Origin of the sequence: Methylobacterium sp. Leaf361, assembly GCF_001424445.1 — a bacterium.
In the GTDB taxonomy this organism is placed as follows: domain Bacteria; phylum Pseudomonadota; class Alphaproteobacteria; order Rhizobiales; family Beijerinckiaceae; genus Methylobacterium.
Genome location: NZ_LMPY01000023.1, coordinates 167,451 through 184,232 on the forward strand (window position 1 = coordinate 167,451; position 16,782 = coordinate 184,232).

General features: G+C 71.9%; 14 protein-coding genes and 2 pseudogenes. 4 read left to right on the plus strand and 12 right to left on the minus strand.

Features of this window, described 5'->3' with window-relative positions; genetic code table 11:
- Positions 1-54 precede the first annotated feature (54 nt).
- From ASG32_RS16680 to ASG32_RS16710, 7 genes are all read right to left on the minus strand, one after another.
- The gene (locus ASG32_RS16680; RefSeq protein WP_056528265.1) at positions 55-1,041 is read right to left on the minus strand and encodes a serine protease; all 987 of its coding nucleotides are present in this window, start codon (positions 1,039-1,041) and stop codon (positions 55-57) included.
- An 80-nt stretch (positions 1,042-1,121) separates the two neighbouring features.
- Positions 1,122-2,252 (minus strand): hypothetical protein, encoded by a 1,131-nt coding sequence (locus ASG32_RS16685; RefSeq protein ID WP_056528268.1) that lies wholly within the window; start codon positions 2,250-2,252, stop codon positions 1,122-1,124.
- A 58-nt stretch (positions 2,253-2,310) separates the two neighbouring features.
- Positions 2,311-2,823, minus strand: coding sequence for a hypothetical protein (locus ASG32_RS16690; RefSeq protein WP_056528271.1), 513 nt, complete (start codon positions 2,821-2,823; stop codon positions 2,311-2,313).
- Entirely contained in the window at positions 2,820-4,211 is a 1,392-nt protein-coding gene (locus tag ASG32_RS16695) for a hypothetical protein (RefSeq protein WP_056528274.1), read from the minus strand. Before ASG32_RS16695 ends, ASG32_RS16690 begins: the two co-directional genes overlap by 4 nt.
- A gap of 161 nt (positions 4,212-4,372) precedes the next feature.
- Positions 4,373-5,707 carry a hypothetical protein gene (locus ASG32_RS16700; RefSeq protein WP_056528277.1) on the minus strand — a complete coding sequence of 445 codons (1,335 nt, stop codon included), beginning with the start codon at positions 5,705-5,707 and terminating at the stop codon, positions 4,373-4,375.
- Positions 5,704-7,797: a caspase family protein gene (locus ASG32_RS16705; protein WP_056528280.1), complete on the minus strand. Its 2,094-nt coding sequence runs from the start codon at positions 7,795-7,797 to the stop codon at positions 5,704-5,706. Before ASG32_RS16705 ends, ASG32_RS16700 begins: the two co-directional genes overlap by 4 nt.
- A 279-nt stretch (positions 7,798-8,076) precedes the next feature.
- A complete protein-coding gene (locus ASG32_RS16710) occupies positions 8,077-8,334 on the minus strand; it encodes a hypothetical protein (RefSeq protein ID WP_020094549.1) in 258 nt (85 codons plus the stop codon).
- A 767-nt stretch (positions 8,335-9,101) separates the two neighbouring features.
- Between ASG32_RS16710 and ASG32_RS16715 the strand changes: the two genes are divergently transcribed.
- From ASG32_RS16715 to ASG32_RS16730, 4 genes are all read left to right on the plus strand, one after another.
- Entirely contained in the window at positions 9,102-10,154 is a 1,053-nt protein-coding gene (locus tag ASG32_RS16715; protein WP_056528283.1) for a hypothetical protein, read from the plus strand.
- 50 nt (positions 10,155-10,204) lie between these two features.
- Positions 10,205-10,609, plus strand: a complete 405-nt coding sequence (locus ASG32_RS16720; protein WP_056529240.1) for a lysozyme inhibitor LprI family protein — start codon at positions 10,205-10,207, stop codon at positions 10,607-10,609.
- A 42-nt stretch (positions 10,610-10,651) separates the two neighbouring features.
- A complete protein-coding gene (locus ASG32_RS16725; RefSeq protein ID WP_056528286.1) occupies positions 10,652-10,972 on the plus strand; it encodes a YbjQ family protein in 321 nt (106 codons plus the stop codon).
- Positions 10,973-11,073: 101 nt separating this feature from the next.
- On the plus strand, positions 11,074-11,520 hold the full coding sequence (locus ASG32_RS16730) for a lysozyme inhibitor LprI family protein (RefSeq protein ID WP_056528289.1): 447 nt from the start codon (positions 11,074-11,076) through the stop codon (positions 11,518-11,520).
- A gap of 335 nt (positions 11,521-11,855) precedes the next feature.
- Here ASG32_RS16730 and ASG32_RS16735 read toward each other — a convergent pair whose 3' ends face one another.
- From ASG32_RS16735 to ASG32_RS34705, 5 genes and pseudogenes are all read right to left on the minus strand, one after another.
- On the minus strand, positions 11,856-14,297 hold the full coding sequence (locus ASG32_RS16735) for a PAS domain S-box protein (RefSeq protein WP_056528292.1): 2,442 nt from the start codon (positions 14,295-14,297) through the stop codon (positions 11,856-11,858).
- Between the two features lie 330 nt (positions 14,298-14,627).
- Entirely contained in the window at positions 14,628-14,861 is a 234-nt protein-coding gene (locus ASG32_RS16740; protein WP_280141590.1) for a flagellin, read from the minus strand.
- Positions 14,862-14,924: 63 nt separating this feature from the next.
- Positions 14,925-15,340: flagellin (locus ASG32_RS34700; RefSeq protein ID WP_280141586.1), on the minus strand; the 416-nt coding region annotated here is incomplete at its 5' end.
- A gap of 1 nt (position 15,341) precedes the next feature.
- Positions 15,342-15,996: pseudogene (locus ASG32_RS35135) on the minus strand (flagellar protein); the annotation flags it as partial.
- A 1-nt stretch (position 15,997) separates the two neighbouring features.
- A pseudogene (locus ASG32_RS34705) lies at positions 15,998-16,321 on the minus strand (flagellar protein); the annotation flags it as partial.
- Positions 16,322-16,782: the final 461 nt, after the last annotated feature.

The window sequence follows — 16,782 nt, forward strand, 5'->3', positions numbered from 1 at the left end:
TGGTCGGCCCAGAGCGATTTTCGTCGCCCGGCCTCGCGATTCTCGCGACGGCGCTCAGCGTCCCCGCAGGATGGCGTTCATCCCGGCCGGATCGAGCGGTCCGTCGGTCGCCGGCTTGGGCTGCGGTGCCGGCACGGATGCGGGCGCGACCGGCTTGGCCCCCGGATCGGCGGCGACGACCGGGCGCCCCTGCGCCGCCGCGATCCGCGCGAGCGTCGGGCTCCGGCCCAGGATGGCGGAGAGCCGGGTCGCGCTGTTGAAGCTCGACGGATCCTTCGGATCGAGGCCGCCCTCCTTGTGGAGCGCGATGCCGGCCACGGAGGCGTCGAACATCAGCGAGCCGGACGAGCCGCCGAGCGTGTCGCAGCGATGGCGCAGGTCCGGTCCCTCCGCCTGATCCTTCACGGCGAAGCAGCGGAAGCGGCTCATCACCTTCGGACGTCCGAGGGGATGGTGGATGACCAGCATCGAGCGGTTGGCCGTGACCGGCTCGCCCGAGAGCCGCGCGGCGCCGTAGGTCGCGGTCGGATTGCCCGCCACGCGGGCGAGGGCGAAGTCGAGGCGGGCGTCGAACTCGACGGGCTTCGGGTCGATCTCGAACCGGCGGGAGCCTTTCCCGTCGAGGGTCAGGTAATCCATCAGGATCGACGCCTTGACCGGGCGCAGGTCGCCCGATTGCGGCAGGCAATGGTGGTTGGTCAGCACGTAGTCGCCGGTCAGGAGCGTCCCCGTGCAGGAGGCACCGACCTGCTGCCCGGTGCGGCCGTTCTGGAGCACGATGTCGACGCGGCCGATCGGCCGGGCGAGGGCCGCGAGGCCGTCCTTCGGGTCGAGCTCGCTGACCGGCTCGAAGGCGCCCTTGTTCTGGTCGACGTAGGCCGCCGCGTCGCCGGTCGTCTGGCGCAGGGGCAGCTGCGCCCGGCCGTAATCGGCGGGATCGAAGCCGACGCTCTGCGCCCGCACGGCGTCGCCGCGGCCGAGCACGATCAGCGCGCAGGCCGTTCCCAGAAGGAGTGGGCCTCTCCGGCGCATCGCGATCATCCTCTCCCTCCTCTCGGTCTGCGAATCGGGCCCGCGCTCGCGGGGTCGATCGACAGCATTCGCAACACGCCGGATTCTCATCAGCGCGCCAGGGTGTGGACCAGGCGGCCGGCAAGCGCGCCGGTTCCGGCCTCCGGAACGGCCTGGACCGTGTAGACGAGGTTCTGCCGCGCGCCCTCGCGCAGGAAATAGCCGAGCGCGCCGTCCGCCAGCCGGACGGCCGGGAGGGCGGCGTCGCGCAGTTCCGGCCCGACCTGCACGCGCAGGCCCGGCTCCGCTCCGATGGCGAGCCCGCACAGGTCCGGCGTGAGGCGGCTCGCGGCCAGGTGATCGCCCGACTCCGCCGGCACCGGGCGCCGCTCGGGCGGGTCGGCCCCGAAGGCCACGCGGCGGCAGGAGGATCCCGCCGGCGCGCGCAGCTCGGAGACGTGGATCGGCGACGCGATCCGGACTTCGATGCTGGGAGGAGGGCTGGCGGGACCGGCCGGCGTGTCGGGGCGCGGCTCGCTGACGGGATCGGGCCGCGTGGCCCCGAGAGCGAGCACACCGGCGAGGCCGGCCGCCGCGACGGCGCCGGCCGGCAATGCGAGACGCCACCATCGCCGCGCCGGCGGCGTCTCGGCCCTCTCCGGAGGCCGCAGCGCGGTCAATGCGGCCAGCGCTCCCGGCACGCTGTGCGACGGCAGGATCCGCACGTTCCGGCCCATGCCGCGGAAGACGGCCTCGGCCTGCGCGCGCTCCGGCCCGTCCGGCAGGAGGACCGCCAGCGCGGCGTTCGGAGCTCCGGCGATCGTCGCGGCGGAGCGCTCGATCTTGTCGAGGAGCGCGTAGTCGCCGGGCAGCACCGCGAGGTCGAGATCGACCGCGCCGGTCGCCCAGAGGATGAGGTCGGCCTCCTCCGGTGCCGCGGCGAGCGGGTGGCCGCCCTCGGCGAGGCCGTGCGCCAGGCAGACCGGAACCTCCCAGGAGCGCCCGGCATCGAAGGAGCCCGACAGCCGCAGCTCGTGGGGCTCCGGCGTCCGGCCCGTCCACCGGGCGAGCGGGCCGGCAGCCCCGCAGAGCCGGGCGTAATCGGCCGACCACGGCAGCGGGCGATAATCGCCGTCCGCGAAGGCGGCCGGGGCCGGAAGGCCGGGGCGCGGCCTGAGCCCGCGCAGCACCAGCGGTCCGCGGGTCGTGGGCACCACGACGAGGATGGCCGGACGCGTCATGCGCGGCCCGGTCTCCCGGACGGGCCGAGACCGGCCTGCCGGCTGGTCCGACGGCTCGTCAAAGCAGGAACACCGCGCAGGCCGGGTCGCGGAGCATCCGGCCCATGAGGGCCGCGTCCGGCACGGCCGGGTCGAGGGCGAGCACCGCCGCGCCTTCGATCGCCGGACCGAGGTCGAGCCGGACCGTCTCGTCGCCGAGCCACGCCTCTATCACCCGCGGCATCTGCCCCGACTCGCCGCGCAGGACGAGGAGCGGCGGCGCGCCGTCCGCGGCCTCGAGGATCTCCAGCGCGAAGGCGCCGACCCGGCGCCGGAGAATCGCGCCGTCCGAGGCGGCCGCGGCGAGCGGCGCGTGGGCCATCGCCAGTGCGCCGAGCATCGTCCGGTAGCGCCGGGCCGTCGCGGGGTCGCCGCGGATCGCCCGCACCGTCGCGAGGTCGACCGGGCCGTCGGGCGCACGGGTCGCGTGGGCCCAGAGCCCCGCGTGGTCCGGCCGGGCGGTCGCCGCCGCATCGCGCACGAGGGCGCGGGCCGCGTGGATCTCGGCGAGGAGCCGTGCCGCGTCGCTCACGCCGCGGCCTCCCCGGCATAGGCCGCCGCGAACGCGACCGCGAAGACGTCCCGATCCGCCGGGAACAGCGCGTCCAGCGGCCGGTGCCGGGCGAGTCCGTCGAGCGACCGCTCCAGGTCGGCCGCCGCCTCGGCGAGGCGCAGCAGCGCCGGTTCGGCGGCCGCGAACCCGGCCGAGAGCCCCTCCCGATCGTCGAAGCCGGCGCGGCGGACGCGGCGCAGGTCGGCCTCGGCGGCCTCCAGCGCACCCCGCACCGCCTCGGGCAGCGCGTCGCGATCGGCGATCCGGAGTGCCGCCGCGATGCGCAGCATCCGGCCGAGATGGGCCGCGAGCAGTCCCGCGCGCGTCCGGAGTTCGGCGTAGCTCTCGGCCTCCAGGCAGGTCGCCCGCTCGGCGATGGCGGCGCCGCCGCCGCCGCGGCGCAGGCGGTTGGCGATGCCCGACTGGACCCGGCCGAAGCTCACGGCGCGGAGCGTCGTCAGCGGGCGGGTCCGGTGGTAGGGCTCGAGGCGCAGGAAGTCGGCCAGGTCCTCGCGCTCGGCGCCGGTGAGGATCTTCGGGCCCTCCGGCCAGTCCGCCAGCAGGGTCGCCAGCGCCGCGGCGGGTTCGGCGGCCGCGAGATCGCCCAGGGCCGCGTCCAGCCGCTCCTCCCAGCCCGCGTGGGCGTCGAGCGCGGCGGGGGCCGCGAGGGCGTCGAGGCCTTCGAGGAGGCGGCCGGCCGCCTCGAAGGTCACGAAATGCTCCGCGACGATGCGGAAGCCCGGTCGCTCGCCCGTCGCCATCTCGGCGCGCCAGAAATCGAGGATGTCGTCGTCCGCGATCGACCGGCGGCCGCCCAGGAAGGTCAGGAGCGCCCGGAAGCGCCGCTCCAGCGGCGCCAGCGGCAGATGGGCGTTCCGGTAGGCGGCGAGATGCCGGGCCAGCCGCTTGGCCAGGATCGCCGCGCTTTCCGCGTCGGGCGCGGCGGCGAGCTCGTCGAGCCAGCCCGCGACGGTCGCGAACTGGGCCAGGTCCTCCGCGGTGAGCACGAACTCGGCCAGCGCGAGGAGCCGGGCGAGCCCGGCCCAGCCGGTGGACCAGGCGGTGCCGAGCACGGGGCCGCGGTCGTCGACGGCCGGGCCGCCGCCGAAGCGCGCCGAGAGGGCGGCCGGTCGCGCGAGGCCCGGGTCCAGGGCGAGGGTGATGAGATCGCGCCCGTCGCGGGCCCCGGCCGCCTCGGCCAGCGCGGCGAGGGCGTGGGCGAGGTCCCACAGGGGCTTGTCGCGGTTCGGGCGCACGGCACCCGTGACCACGCGGGCGAGCCAGGCACGGTCGGCGCGGGAGAGATCGCGGCCGTCGCCGACATTGGCGAGGTCGGCCGCGCAGCGCTCATCGTATCCGCCCGTCATGCGCCTCCCGGTCGCGGGCTGCCACGCAACCCCTTGTGATCGTTCGATTCGCCTTATGGTTACCTCGCGACCGGCCATCCGTCGACCTCCGGCGGCCATCCGGGCGCCACCCGTCTGCTCTGGGCGGCCCAGACGCGGTTCTGATCCCGTCGCGCTCCGGCTCAGCGCACCACGACGCGCGCGGCGGCCTCGGTGACCCCGGGCGTGGCCCGGATCCGGTCGAGGAGGTCCAGCACGTCCGGGGGCTGCAGGAGACGCGCCTCGCCGTCGGCGCCCGGCGCCGCCGCCAGCCACCGCGCGGCGAGCTCCGGCGGCAGGCCGCCCGGCACGCCGAAGCAGGCGAACAGGTTCTCGAAGGGCTCCCCCGCGACGATCTCGTCGAGGCCGTAGCCCCGCGGATAGCGCCGCGAGTCTCCCGGCTTGAGGGCCAGCTGCGAGGCCGGGTTGTCGCGCACCGGCAGGGCGACGAAGGCGGTCTCGTCGGCCGCGACCACCCAACAGTACAGGTTCTGCGCGACGCGGGACTCGATGCGCATCTCCAGGCGCTGACCGGCCGCGAACGGCGTGGCGGCGGCCGCCACCGAGAGGCGGCCGGCATCCGTGCGCGCGGTGGCGGCGAGGTGGTCCAGGAACGGCCGCGGGACGGGATCGCAGCCGAGCCCCTCCGTCGCGATCCGGCGTCGTCCCGTCGGGGCCAGGACAGCGCCGTCGCGCTGGAACTCGACCTCCATCCAGGATTGCCGGTCGTGGTCCGTGCGGAAGCGGCCGCGCGCGGTGACGGTGCCGGCGCAGGCGGTGCCGGGCGGCCGGCGGCGCACGTCGAGGCGCGCGCCGCGGAGCACCCGGTTGGCCGAGCGGGCCTCCACGTCGAGGGCGATGACGAGGCGGTCCGTGAGGGCGCCGGCGCAGGTGGAATGGCCGCCCTCCGCCACGAATGGGCAGACCTCGACGGCGCCGGCATTCGGTGCGGCCTGCGCGAACGCCTTCACCGCACCGTCCATGACCGCGTCGACGTCGGCGACGCCGGCGCCGACATGGATCGGCACGACCAGAGGGTCGCTCGTCGCCTTGCAGGCTGCGCTCTGCGTCACGGCCTGGAGCCGGACGGAGGCGGTCTCGCCGGCCCGGCGGGGCTCGACCAGGAACACGGCCGCGTCCCCCGCGAAGGCGGACCGGATCTGCGCCTCGGCCTCCGCGCCCGAGAGGCCCGTCGTGCCCTCGCGCAGGGCCTTGATCCGCACGACGTCGGCCGCTGCCGCCAGCCTGACCCGGCCGGTCGCCTGGAGCCGCGTCTCGACGGCGAGGCGCACCTCCTCGGACTGCTCGCGCGACAGGGCCGTCTGGCCGGGCTCGACGCCGACGACCGCGAGCGTCAGGTCCGGCCGGCCGGCGCAGGCCGCCACCGCATCGAGGAACGGTGCCAGCGCCTGCGTCGCGGGGTCGGCGCGCGCCGCCGCCGGGGCGAGCAGCAGCGCGGCGAGGAGGAGGCGCCTCATTCGGTCTCGTTCGCCCGGGCGTACTGATCGAGGGCGCGGACGAAGACCGGATTGAACCGCCCGTCCAGGGCACCGGTGTAGTAATCCGCGTCCTTGATGGCGCGCTGCACCGAGCGGATCGTCTCGGGCTTGAGCTTCTGGGCGGCGGTGTCGGTCGCCGAGACGGAGGCGGCGCCGAGTTCCCCGTGCTTCAGCGCGCGCAGGACCATGTCGGCCGAGCGCACGCCGGGGAAATACCGCCCGAAGCCGTTGTCGATCAGCGTCGCCATCGTGGCCATGGCCACCGGGTCGCCCCGGTCCGCCGCCTGCCGGAAGAGGTCGAAGCCCTGCCGCAGGTCCTTCGGGAAGCCGTAGGCGCCCGTCGCGTAGTGCGGCACGAGCTTGCTGATCGACGCGACGTCGCCCCCGGCCACGGCGCGGCGATACAGGGCGACCGCCTGCGCTTCGTCCTTCGGGATGCCGTTGCCGTACTCCAGCATCCGGGCCGCGTTGGCCAGCGCCACCACGTTCCCGCCTTCGCCCGCCTGCCGGTAGAGGCGGAACGCCTCGGCCTGCTGGCGCTTCACACCCTGGCCGTTCTCGTAGAGGGCGGCGAGGTTGTTCAGCGCCGAGATGCTCCCGGCCTTGGCGGCGCGGTCGTAGGCGGCGAGGGCCTCCTTGTAGCGGTCGGCCCGGTCGTAGGCGCGGCCGAGCTGGTAGGAGAGCCGGCGCAGGTCCGGATAGGCGGCCGCGGCCCCGCGGCAGGCGTCGATCGCGGCGGCGGGCTCGATCCGGCCGAGCTTCACGCCCGCGACCCCGCTCGGACGGTCGGGATCGTCCGTGCCGGCGGCGAGTTCGTCGCAGCGCTTGACGCGCGGATCGGCGCTCGGGTTCTTGCCGCCGAGATAGCCCTCGGCGAGGCTGCGATAGGCGCAGACCTCGCCGCAGGAATCGAGATAGGCCTGATATTGCCGCTGGGTCCCGAACTTGGCCCAGTTCTCCTGGTCGATCGCCGCCGCGTCCCGGCGCCGCCCGGCCAGGAGCCTGTCCATGGCCTGAGGCCGGTACAGGCAGGTCTCGCCGCAGGCGCCGATATAGGCCTCGAAGCCCTCCCGGGTGCCGAGCGCTTCGGCCCGCCGCCAGGCCGCCTCGTCCCGGATGGCCTCGACGCCCTTCGCGACGGCCGCCACCGGCAGGGAGGCCTTGAGGACGATCGGGGCCTCGTCGATCTCGGGCACCTGCTCGCGGCCCGACGCGCGGCGGGCCGCGTCCTCCACCTCGCGGCGGAGGTAGCGCTTCAGCTCCGTCCACTGCACGAGCCCGTCGCCGTCGCCCTGATGGTCGCGCGCGTCGGCGAGGCCCGACACGCCCATCAGGAACCGGCTGGTCAGCAGGCCGAGCTTGTTCGCCTCGTCCCAGTTGGCCGGTGTCGCGCCCGATGTCGCCACCAGCCGGACGATGCCGCCCTCCGTCTTCGGCCGGGCGGGGGCGAAGCCGGGCGCGGACACCGCCAGCAGGCTCTCGCCCTTGCGGCCGGTCTCGCCGGTGAAGCAGGCATCGACCATCACGACGAGCTGGTGGTCGGCGCCGATCTTGCGCTTCACGAGCTCGAGGTTGCGGTACAGGGTCTCCAGCGCGTACCCGCTCTCGCCCTGGTTCGGGTTGCCGTCCTCGGGCAGCAGGAACGGCTGCTTGGTGGCGAGATCCGGGACGCCGTGGCCGGAATAGTACACGAAGACGTTCGAGCGGCCCTCGCGCACGCTGCGCCAGAGGCGGCCGGATTGCGGGTTCCGCTCGGTGCCGAAGACCTGGTTGAACTCGTTGAGGGTCGCGTCCTTCAGGAGGAAGACGTTGCTCTCGCGGTAGCCCAGGCGCTCGATCAGGTAGGCGCGGATCGCCTCGGCATCGTTGTGCGCATAGTCGACAGGCACGGTCTGCTTGTAGCTGCGGTTCCCGATCACAACCGCCACGGCGTCGGCATTGTCGGCGAAGGCTGCCGGATCCGGGGCGGCCCTGGCGGGCGCGAGCGGGGCGAGGCAGGTCATCCCGAGCAGGATGAGCGCGGTGCGGGCGGCCCGCCGCAGCGCGGATACCGGGTTGGCTCTCGGCAAGCGCGTCCTCCTGTCCGGGTCGCGGCCCGGTTTCATCGTCCTCGGAGCGGGGCGTGCCCGGTCGGCACGCGCGACAGGGTTATCCGCTGGAGGATCGGGAAACAATCTCACGGTGTGAGCGCGGCCGGTCGAGGCGGGCTCCGCGACGATGCGGATGACATCGGGGGCGCAGGTGCCGGCGCGGGGAGCGGGCATCTCAGCCCCAGCCGAGATACGCGACGATCAGGCTGAGGGCGGCGAGGTGGAGCGGCGAGAGGGCGGTCAGCATGGTCTCGCTCCTCACGGCAGGTAGAGACCGCGGCCGCAGCGGCGGGCGCGCCGCGCCTCGAAGTAGCCGGTGTAGCGGTTGTAGACCTCGACCGTGCGGTAGACGCAGTAACGGCCGGAGTTGCGACCGTTGTAGTAGACGCCGCCGTTGTCGAGATCGACGCCGAGGAATTCTTGGTTTCCGTGCTGCGGCGCGGCCTCCTGGGCGAGGGCGGGACCCGCGGCGCAGAGAAGGCTGGCGGCGAGGACGAGGATCTTGGTCTTGGTCATCTCGGGTCTCCCTGGTCGGGCGGTGGATCGTCCGCCTCGACAGGGGCATGGGTCGGCCAGACGCGGTTTCGTGCGGCCGGCGCGGTGTGACGCGAAAAATTTCTTCCGACAGGCGCGGCCGAGATGGCGTCGGTCGTCCGGAAACCGCCCGACGGCGGCGGTGCCCGTCACCATCGACGGCAGGGTCACCCCGAACAGCCTTCACCCTCAGGACCGTCGGCGCGCTCCGATCGAGAGCGACGCGGGCGCTGCGTTCGGTCCAGAACACGCGACGCGACGGCGTCGAATGCTCATCATCCGCCGCAAGCCATCCCGGCTTACTGAACCGGTAACACTATTTCTCACGATTCGTTGACCCGGGATCGGAGAGGGGCCAATACAGCGTCCGCTGATCGGTGAGAGCCTGCTCGATGGACGGCGAATACTATTAAGGGCTTCTCTTCATCTGAGAGGTATTCATGAAATCTCTCGTCGAGGCGTCGGCTGCGCGCGTGGCGGACCGGATCGTGCTCCCGACCGCCTGAGGGTGGACAGGCTCTCGCCGCCGACCGCCCGGATCCGGTCCACCACGCCTGCGCGACCGTGCGCGGACTGCAGAGCTGTTCTCGACGCCGGTGCGGATCGCGCGCGGTGTCGACTCGGAAACGACATCTCCCGGGGCCGACATGTGCCAGGTGTTTCAGCATCCTCCGCGCTCAGCTTGCCTGACCGTCCGTCCTGGGAACCCTCACACCCGATCGGTCTCGGCTCTCCTCGGCGTCGGGATCGTGAGCGCGGCCTTAATCGGCCCGGCGATGTCGGCGCGGGCCGACGATGGGCCGAGCTACGGCGATGGCCGACGCGGCATCTTCCTGCCCTTCCTCAACGCGCCGCGACCCGGCGACGCCGTCACGAAGTCCCCGCGCCTCGGCCTGTCGTTCGGCGGCGAGCCTCGTCCGGTGCTCGTTGATACCGGTTCGACCGGCATCGTGGTCTCAGCCGCTCGGATTCCCGACAACGAGAGCCTGCCGAGCGAGCCCGGACGGCTGACCTACTCGAGTTCCGGCCGGATCATGGTCGGACGCTGGGTGCGCGTCCCGGTTTCCATCGTCGGCCGCGATGGAGCGAGCGTGGTCACGCAGCCCATCCGGGTCCTCGCCGTCGACCGGATCGACTGCACCGCGCGCGCCCGCAGCTGCACGCCCGAGGCGGCGCCGGCCCACGTGGCGATGATGGGGATCGGTTTCGGCCGCGAGGACGACAGCCAGACGCAGAGCACGCCGGACACCAATCCGCTCCTCAACGCGGAGCCGCCGGGAACCGGTTCGGTGCGCCGCGGCTACGTGCTGACCCGACGCGGCGTGCATGTCGGCTTGACGCGCGCCAACACGCGCGGCCGCTACCGCTTCGTGAAGCTCGACCCGCACCCGCACGTGCCGGGCGACTGGCTCGGCGTTCCCGTCTGCATCACCGTCGATGGCCGTGAGCCCGCCGCCTGCGGCCGGGGGCTCCTCGATACCGGTGTCACCGGCATGTTCCTGACGCTGCCGCCGTCCCAGGTCGCCGACAGCCTCCGGGCCGATGCGGGCGATCACGCCGTCCTTCGCCCGGGAACGCGCCTCGGCTTCCAGTTCGGCGACGCGGCCGGCTACGCGATCGATGTCGGCGACCGAGCCGCGCCGCTCGCTCCCGAACGCATCGTCCTCAACACGGTGCGCCCGCAGCCCTTCGTCAACACGGGGCTGCACGTCCTGAACGGCTTCGACGTCCTCTACGACGCCGACCGCGGCTATTACGGCTTCCGGGCCCGCGACGCACAGTCGGCGTCCGACGACCCGTGATCTGCGCATCGGCCGCCGTGTCGTCCGCCCTCTCCCGCACCGAGTCCGCCATGCTGCGCAACGCCTTTCTCACTGCCGTGATCCTCGTCCCGACCGCCGGATACGCGGCGGAGGTCGATTGCGGCGCCTCCGCGAACCAGATGGACGCCAACGTCTGCACGGCCCAGGAATTCGACCGGGCCGATGCGGAGCTGAACCGCCGCTACGCGACCCTGCGCAGCAAGCTCGACGAGAACGGCCGACGCAATCTAGTCGCCGCCGAGCGCGCCTGGATCGCCTTCCGCGATTCCGAGTGCAACCTGCGGACAGGCTTCAACACGCTGACGCCCGACGACAACGGAAGCATCGCCCCGATGCTCCTGGGCGCGTGCAAGATCACGCTGACGCGCCAGCGGATCCAGGACCTGGCAGCCCAGATCAAGTGCCCGGGCGGCGACCTGTCGTGCTCGCCCTGACTGCCTCCCGTCTTTCCCGACCACCCGCCTGAGCGAGCTGCCATGATCATCGTCACGACCGAGAACATTCCAAACTACCACGTGCGCGAGGTCCGCGGCCCCTGCTTCGGCGCCGTGGTGCACAGCCGCGGTGCGGTGGGCAATTTCACCGCCGGACTGCGCAGCATCATGGGCGGCGAGATCACCGAGTACAGCCAGCTGATCGAGCAGGCGCGGTCGCAGGCGATCGACCGCATGGCGCAGAACGCGGCGCAACTCGGCGCCAACGCCGTCGTCATGATGCGTTTCGATACCGCGGACACCGACCAGTCGATGATGGGCGTCGTCGCCTACGGCACCGCCGTGGTCGTCGAGGCACGCTGAGGTCGCGGCCCGGGCCGCGTTCCGCTCCGACCCGCCGTCACCCGCCACGCGCAGGACCCCTCAGCCGGGTCGATGCGACGCGCGAACCGGATCCCAGAGCCATGAATCATAAGCGCCCACGCCTGCTGCAGGCCTCGGCCCCCGTCCTTGCCGGGCTGCTCGCCTGCCTCGCCGTGCCGACGACCGCCGGAGCCGACCAGCCGTCCGCGAAACTGTGCCTGACCGAGACCTCCACGCCGGGCACGACGGCGTGCATGACCCGCGCCCTTAAGGAGGCGGACGCGAAGCTCAACGCGGCCTACAGGAAGGCGATGTCGGTGATCGATCACGATGACCGCACGCCGGACCCCGACGCCAGGGCGCTCTGGAAGACGCGGCTCGAGCGGGCGCAGCGGGCCTGGATCGCCTTCCGCGACGCGGATTGCGGCGACCTGACCGACAGCGAGTGGGCCAACGGGAGCGGCGCAAACGCGGCGCTGCCCGCCTGCCTCTACGACAAGACCGTCCAGAGGACGGCCGACCTGCTGAGCCGCTACCCGCTGCATTGAGAAGCGGCGCGGCATCGTCAACAGCTCGTCGCGATCCGGTGAACACTTCGGTTCCGCCGGAAGCTCCTCCAGCCCCGATGCAGTCTTCGTCCGCCTGCGGACGGCCGTCCGGCGCCCGATCTCACCCCGCTTCGATGGGACCGGGAGGACGCGGCGCCGGCGGCTCGGCTGGCGGGTCCCCGTCGGGCGGTGCGGGCTCCGGCAGCGGATCGTCGATGGGAGGCAGCGGGTCGTCCCCGGGACGCGGCGTATCCGACGACATGGTGCGGTGTCCTGTCCGAATCTTTGGGCGGTCGAGGACGTAACGCGCGTCGGTCCGGTCGGATGCGGCCTCGTCAGCCGAAGGTCAGCGCCGACCGTTCCCGGAGCGCCCTGCGCAGGGCCCGGCTGAGGTCGGCCACCGAGTAGGGCTTGTGCAGGAGCTCGAAGCCGTCGGTGCCCTCCGACGCCAGCACGTGGCTGTAGCCGGAGGTGAGGACGACGGGCAGGTAGGGACGACGGCGCCTGATCTCCCGGGCCAGATCGACACCGTTCATGCCCGGCATCACCACGTCGGAGAAGACGATCTCGATCTCCTGGCCGTTCGCCTCGATCGTGGCGATAGCCGCCTGCGCGTCCTTCACCCAGACAGCCCTGTAGCCGAGTTCCACGAGGGCTTGCCGGGCGAAGGCGCCGACCTCCTCGTTGTCCTCCACCACGAGGACGGGCGTGCCGTGACCCTCGGCGAGCGGCTCCGGCTCGTCCGGCACGCCCTCCTGGACCTCCGCCTGCTGGGACCGCGGCAGGAACAGCGTGAAGGTGGTCCCGACGCCGACGACGCTGTCGACCGCGACGTCACCGCCCGACTGCTTGGCGAAGCCGAACACCTGGCTGAGGCCGAGGCCGGTGCCGTGGCCGACGCCCTTCGTCGTGAAGAACGGCTCGAAGATGCGTTCGAGGAGGTCCGCTTCGATGCCCGAGCCGGTATCCGAGACCGACACGGCCACGAAATCGCCGGGCACGGCCGGATGCGCCCGCAGCGCCGGGATCCGGTCCGCGCGCCGCACCTTGATCACGAGGCGGCCCTCGCCCTGCATGGCATCGCGGGCGTTCACCACGAGGTTGACGAGGGCCGTGTCGAACTGGCTGGGGTCGGCATCGACGTGGCAGCGCAGCCTGCGGCCGTCCGCGTCCGTGCCGGCATCCGTGTCGGTCGCGACGTGGATGCGCGCGCCGGTCAGCGTGCCGACCATGTCGGCGATGGCGGCCACCGACTGCACCACGTCGAAGATCGACGGTCGGAGTGCCTGCCGGCGCGCGAAGGCCAGCAACTGGCTGGTCAATCTGGCGGCGCGGTCGACCGTGTCGGCGATGGCGTCGACGTAGCGGCCCCGACGATCCTCGCTGAGGCCCGGTCGCTTCAACAGATCGGTCGACGACTTGATGACGGTCAGCAGGTTGTTGAAGTCGTGCGCCACGCCGCCGGTGAGCTGCCCGACGGCCTCCATCTTCTGCGACTGACGCAGCTGCTCCTCGAGGGCGCGGCGCTCCGTGACGTCGCGCCCTGTCGCGTGGAACCGGTCCCCGCGCGCGATGGCGTTCCAGGCGATCCAGCGATACGCGCCGTCGGCGGTCCGGAACCGGACGTCGAGGTCCGACAGCGTGTGGCCGGTCCGCAGCGTCTCGAACGCGCTGGCCGCGGTCTCGCCGTCGTCCGGATGGATCAGGGTATCGATGCGGATGCCGACCAAGCTGCTGGCCGGCCACCCGAGTAGCTCCGTCCAGGCCGGGTTGACCGCCTGGCAGGTTCCGTCGAGGGCGCAGACCACGAGAAGGTCGCGGCTCGTCCGCCAGACCAGGTCATGCTCGATCTTCCGGTCGCGCGTCCGGGCCTCCCGCCGCTCCTCGTCCGCCCGCCGGGCCGCCGGATCCTCGAGAAGGATCGCGACGCGGTTCTGCGTCCCGCTACCGGTCCGCATCGCGCGGACATCGAGGATGGGTCCCGTTCGCGACAGGGCTCCCTTGAACCGGGCGCTGTGCCCGGATCGCGCCACGTCACCGAGGGTGTCGAACCAGCGTCGGGCGTGGTCCGGCTCGAGCGCGCTCATCCAGCGTCCCGCCGCAGCGCCGAGGCCGGACTGATCCTCGAAGGCGGCGTTGGTCTCCGCGACGCGGTAATCCGCTGCCCTGCCATCCCCGTCGAAGCGCAGCTCGACGATGCAGAAGCCCACCCCGTCGTCCGCCCGGGCATGCCGCGGCGCGATGGTCCGCTCGACGGCCTGCGCCTCGCGCTGCCGGAAGCGCGTGAGGTCGAGCTGACTGCCGAAGAAGAACAGCAACTCGCCGAGCGGTCCGAAGACGGGGCTGATGTAGAGTTCGTTGACGAAGGTGCTGCCGTCGCGCCGATAGTTCAGCAGCTCGACCACCACGTCGCGCCGCGCGGCGATGGCATCGCGGATGCGGGCGACATCGGCCGGATCCGTCGCGGGCCCCTGGAGGAAGCGGCAATTGCGCCCGATCAGCTCCCCCGCCGAGTAGCCGGAGAGTTCCAGGAAGGCGCGGTTGGCGAAGACGATCGGGTTGTCGGGCAGGTTCGGATCGGTGACGATCATCGCCATCCGGGTCTTGTCGGCGGCGGTGAACAGAAGATCGGAGCGGGCGGTGCCGACTCCGGCCAGAGTGGTTGTCGGGGCGGTGGCCGGGGCCTGTGACGCGCGCAGGCGCGCGTTCTCCTCAACCAGCGCGCGCTCGCGCCGACGCAGCCGCTCGACCTCCCCCCGAAGATCTTCGATGCTCATGGCCCGGTCTTATCCGGAGCCGCCGCCGCGTCCAACCGCAACCGGCACGCGGATGCGAGAAGGGGGTGTGACCTCTGGTCCCGACAGCGCCGGCGGTGGCCACCGGGCGTTCGGATCCTGCGATGCCGGAAGGGGGCGGATCCGCCGGTTCCTGACCCGCGATGACCGGCGCGCTGCCTCCATGGGAATCCGGGGGACAGCGGCGGGCTGCGGGCGGTCGTGCCGCCGGGACCGGTCTCTCGCGTTCCGGCCGGATGCGGCCTCGGGACGCCGCGAACGCGAACGGCCGGAGTTCGACTCCGGCCGCTCGGTCGACGCGGTGCGTGTCGCTTACCGCAGGAGCTGGAGGACGCCCTGCTGGGCGGAGTTGGCCAGCGACAGGGCCGAGATGCCCATCGACTGGCGGGTCGACAGCGCCTGCGAGTTGGCCGCCTCCTGGTTCAGGTCGGCRTTCGTCAGGTTGGCCGAGCCCGTCTGCAGCACGTTGATCAGCTGCTTGGAGAAGTCCTGGCGGTTCTGAACCACCGACAGGTTCGAGCCCAGGGAGCTCGCCGCGGAGGTCAGCGAGTTGCCGGNATCGCTACAGCTCCCGCCGGAGATCGATCATCCGGGTGAGCCCCAGGATCATCAGCAGCCCTGCTGGGCGGAGTTGGCCAGCGACAGGGCCGAGATGCCCATCGACTGGCGGGTCGACAGCGCCTGCGAGTTGGCCGCCTCCTGGTTCAGGTCGGCATTCGTCAGGTTGGCCGAGCCCGTCTGCAGCACGTTGATCAGCTGCTTGGAGAAGTCCTGGCGGTTCTGAACCACCGACAGGTTCGAGCCCAGCGTGCTCGCCGCGGAGTTCAGGGCCGCGCCGGCCGTGGTCAGGACCGCCAGGGTCTTGTTGACGTCGGCGTTCAGCAGGAAGTTGCCGAGGCCGTTCTGGCTGGTCGAGCTGTTCGAGTTGGTGATCGACGACAGGCCCAGGCCGCTGGAGGTCGCGTCGACCGAGGCGACGTTCAGGTTCGAGCTGCCGGTGTCGTTGAACTTGATGTTCATGTCATNTGGTGATCGACGACAGGCCCAGGCCGCTGGAGGTCGCGTCGACCGAGGCGACGTTCAGGTTCGAGCTGCCGGTGTCGTTGAACTTGATGTTCATGTCATTGCCCTTGCCGGCAATGAGGTTGACGCCGTTGTAGCTGGCGTCGCYGGCGAGCTGCGTGATCTGGTTGAGCAGGTTGTTGTACTGRTTGGCCAGCGAGGCGCGCTGCGTCACGCCCGAGATCGACAGGTCGCTGGACACKACGGTGCTGGCGGCGGTGCCGTAGGTCGAGGCAGTGGTGGCCGAGGCGGTGAAGCCGAGCGCCGTCTGGCTGCCCGAGTTCTGGAATTCCACGTCCGCCTGGGCGTTCAGGACGATCTTGGTGCCGGTGCTGTCGACCGAGAAGATCGCGCCGGCGCCGAASGMGCCGCTCGACGAGGTCGAGGCCGAGCTGACCGCAGAGTTCAGGGCCGCGACGGTGGCGCTGATGCTGGAGGAGGCGGCGACCGTGGCCGAGACCGAGGTGCCGTTGATGGTCAGGAGCACCGTCTGGGAGGCGGTGCTGGCGCTGTAGGCGTTGGCGGCGGTGCCGGTGGTGGAGAGCTGGGTCGAGAGCGCCTGGTTGGCGATCGACTTGGCCTGGTCCACGAGCTTCTGGATCGAGGTGATGCCCTGGTTNGGAGGCGGTGCTGGCGCTGTAGGCGTTGGCGGCGGTGCCGGTGGTGGAGAGCTGGGTCGAGAGCGCCTGGTTGGCGATCGACTTGGCCTGGTCCACGAGCTTCTGGATCGAGGTGATGCCCTGGTTGGCGGCCTGGATCGACTGGATACCGTTGGAGACGCCGTCGAGGAGCGAGTTCAGGCTCGAGGAGCGTCCGTCGAGGGCCTGGGAGGTGAAGAAGTTGGTCGGGTTGTCGAGGGCGGAGTTGACGGTCTTGCCGGTCGCGAGCCGGTTCTGGGTGGTCGCCATCAGCTGGGCGGTGTCCTGCAGCGAGAGCAGGTTCTGNTGGATCGACTGGATGCCGTTGGAGATGCCGTCGAGGAGCGAGTTCAGGCTCGAGGAGCGTCCGTCGAGGGCCTGGGAGGTGAAGAAGTTGGTCGGGTTGTCGAGGGCGGAGTTGACGGTCTTGCCGGTCGCGAGCCGGTTCTGGGTGGTCGCCATCAGCTGGGCGGTGTCCTGCAGCGAGAGCAGGTTCTGACGCGTGGCGGCCGACAGGGTGATCGAGGACATAGGTCTTATCTTTCTGATTTGATGCACCCGTTTCTCGGGTACGCCAGTAATCGTCCTCCAAACGTTTCGCGGGGGTTAAATCAATTGCCGACTCCCAGTGTGTCCGAAGTGATCGTTAATGAATCGATCCTTCAGGCGCTAAGTATTTACGGATCGCGGAGCGTGTTCAAGATCTATTAACCATCCGCAGCCATAAGCTGTGACGCAAACCAAGTCTGTCGCGCCTGCCCGACCGG

Excerpts from the sequence above, each read along its gene's own strand:
- ASG32_RS16680 (WP_056528265.1), bottom strand. The coding sequence starts at position 1,041 with ATGATCGCGATGCGCCGGAGAGGCCCACTCCTTCTGGGAACGGCCTGC.
- ASG32_RS16685 (WP_056528268.1), bottom strand. The coding sequence starts at position 2,252 with ATGACGCGTCCGGCCATCCTCGTCGTGGTGCCCACGACCCGCGGACCG.
- ASG32_RS16695 (WP_056528274.1), bottom strand. The coding sequence starts at position 4,211 with ATGACGGGCGGATACGATGAGCGCTGCGCGGCCGACCTCGCCAATGTC.
- ASG32_RS16700 (WP_056528277.1), bottom strand. The coding sequence starts at position 5,707 with ATGAGGCGCCTCCTCCTCGCCGCGCTGCTGCTCGCCCCGGCGGCGGCG.
- ASG32_RS16710 (WP_020094549.1), bottom strand. The coding sequence starts at position 8,334 with ATGACCAAGACCAAGATCCTCGTCCTCGCCGCCAGCCTTCTCTGCGCC.
- ASG32_RS16720 (WP_056529240.1), top strand. The coding sequence starts at position 10,205 with ATGCTGCGCAACGCCTTTCTCACTGCCGTGATCCTCGTCCCGACCGCC.
- ASG32_RS16725 (WP_056528286.1), top strand. The coding sequence starts at position 10,652 with ATGATCATCGTCACGACCGAGAACATTCCAAACTACCACGTGCGCGAG.
- ASG32_RS16730 (WP_056528289.1), top strand. The coding sequence starts at position 11,074 with ATGAATCATAAGCGCCCACGCCTGCTGCAGGCCTCGGCCCCCGTCCTT.
- ASG32_RS16735 (WP_056528292.1), bottom strand. The coding sequence starts at position 14,297 with ATGAGCATCGAAGATCTTCGGGGGGAGGTCGAGCGGCTGCGTCGGCGC.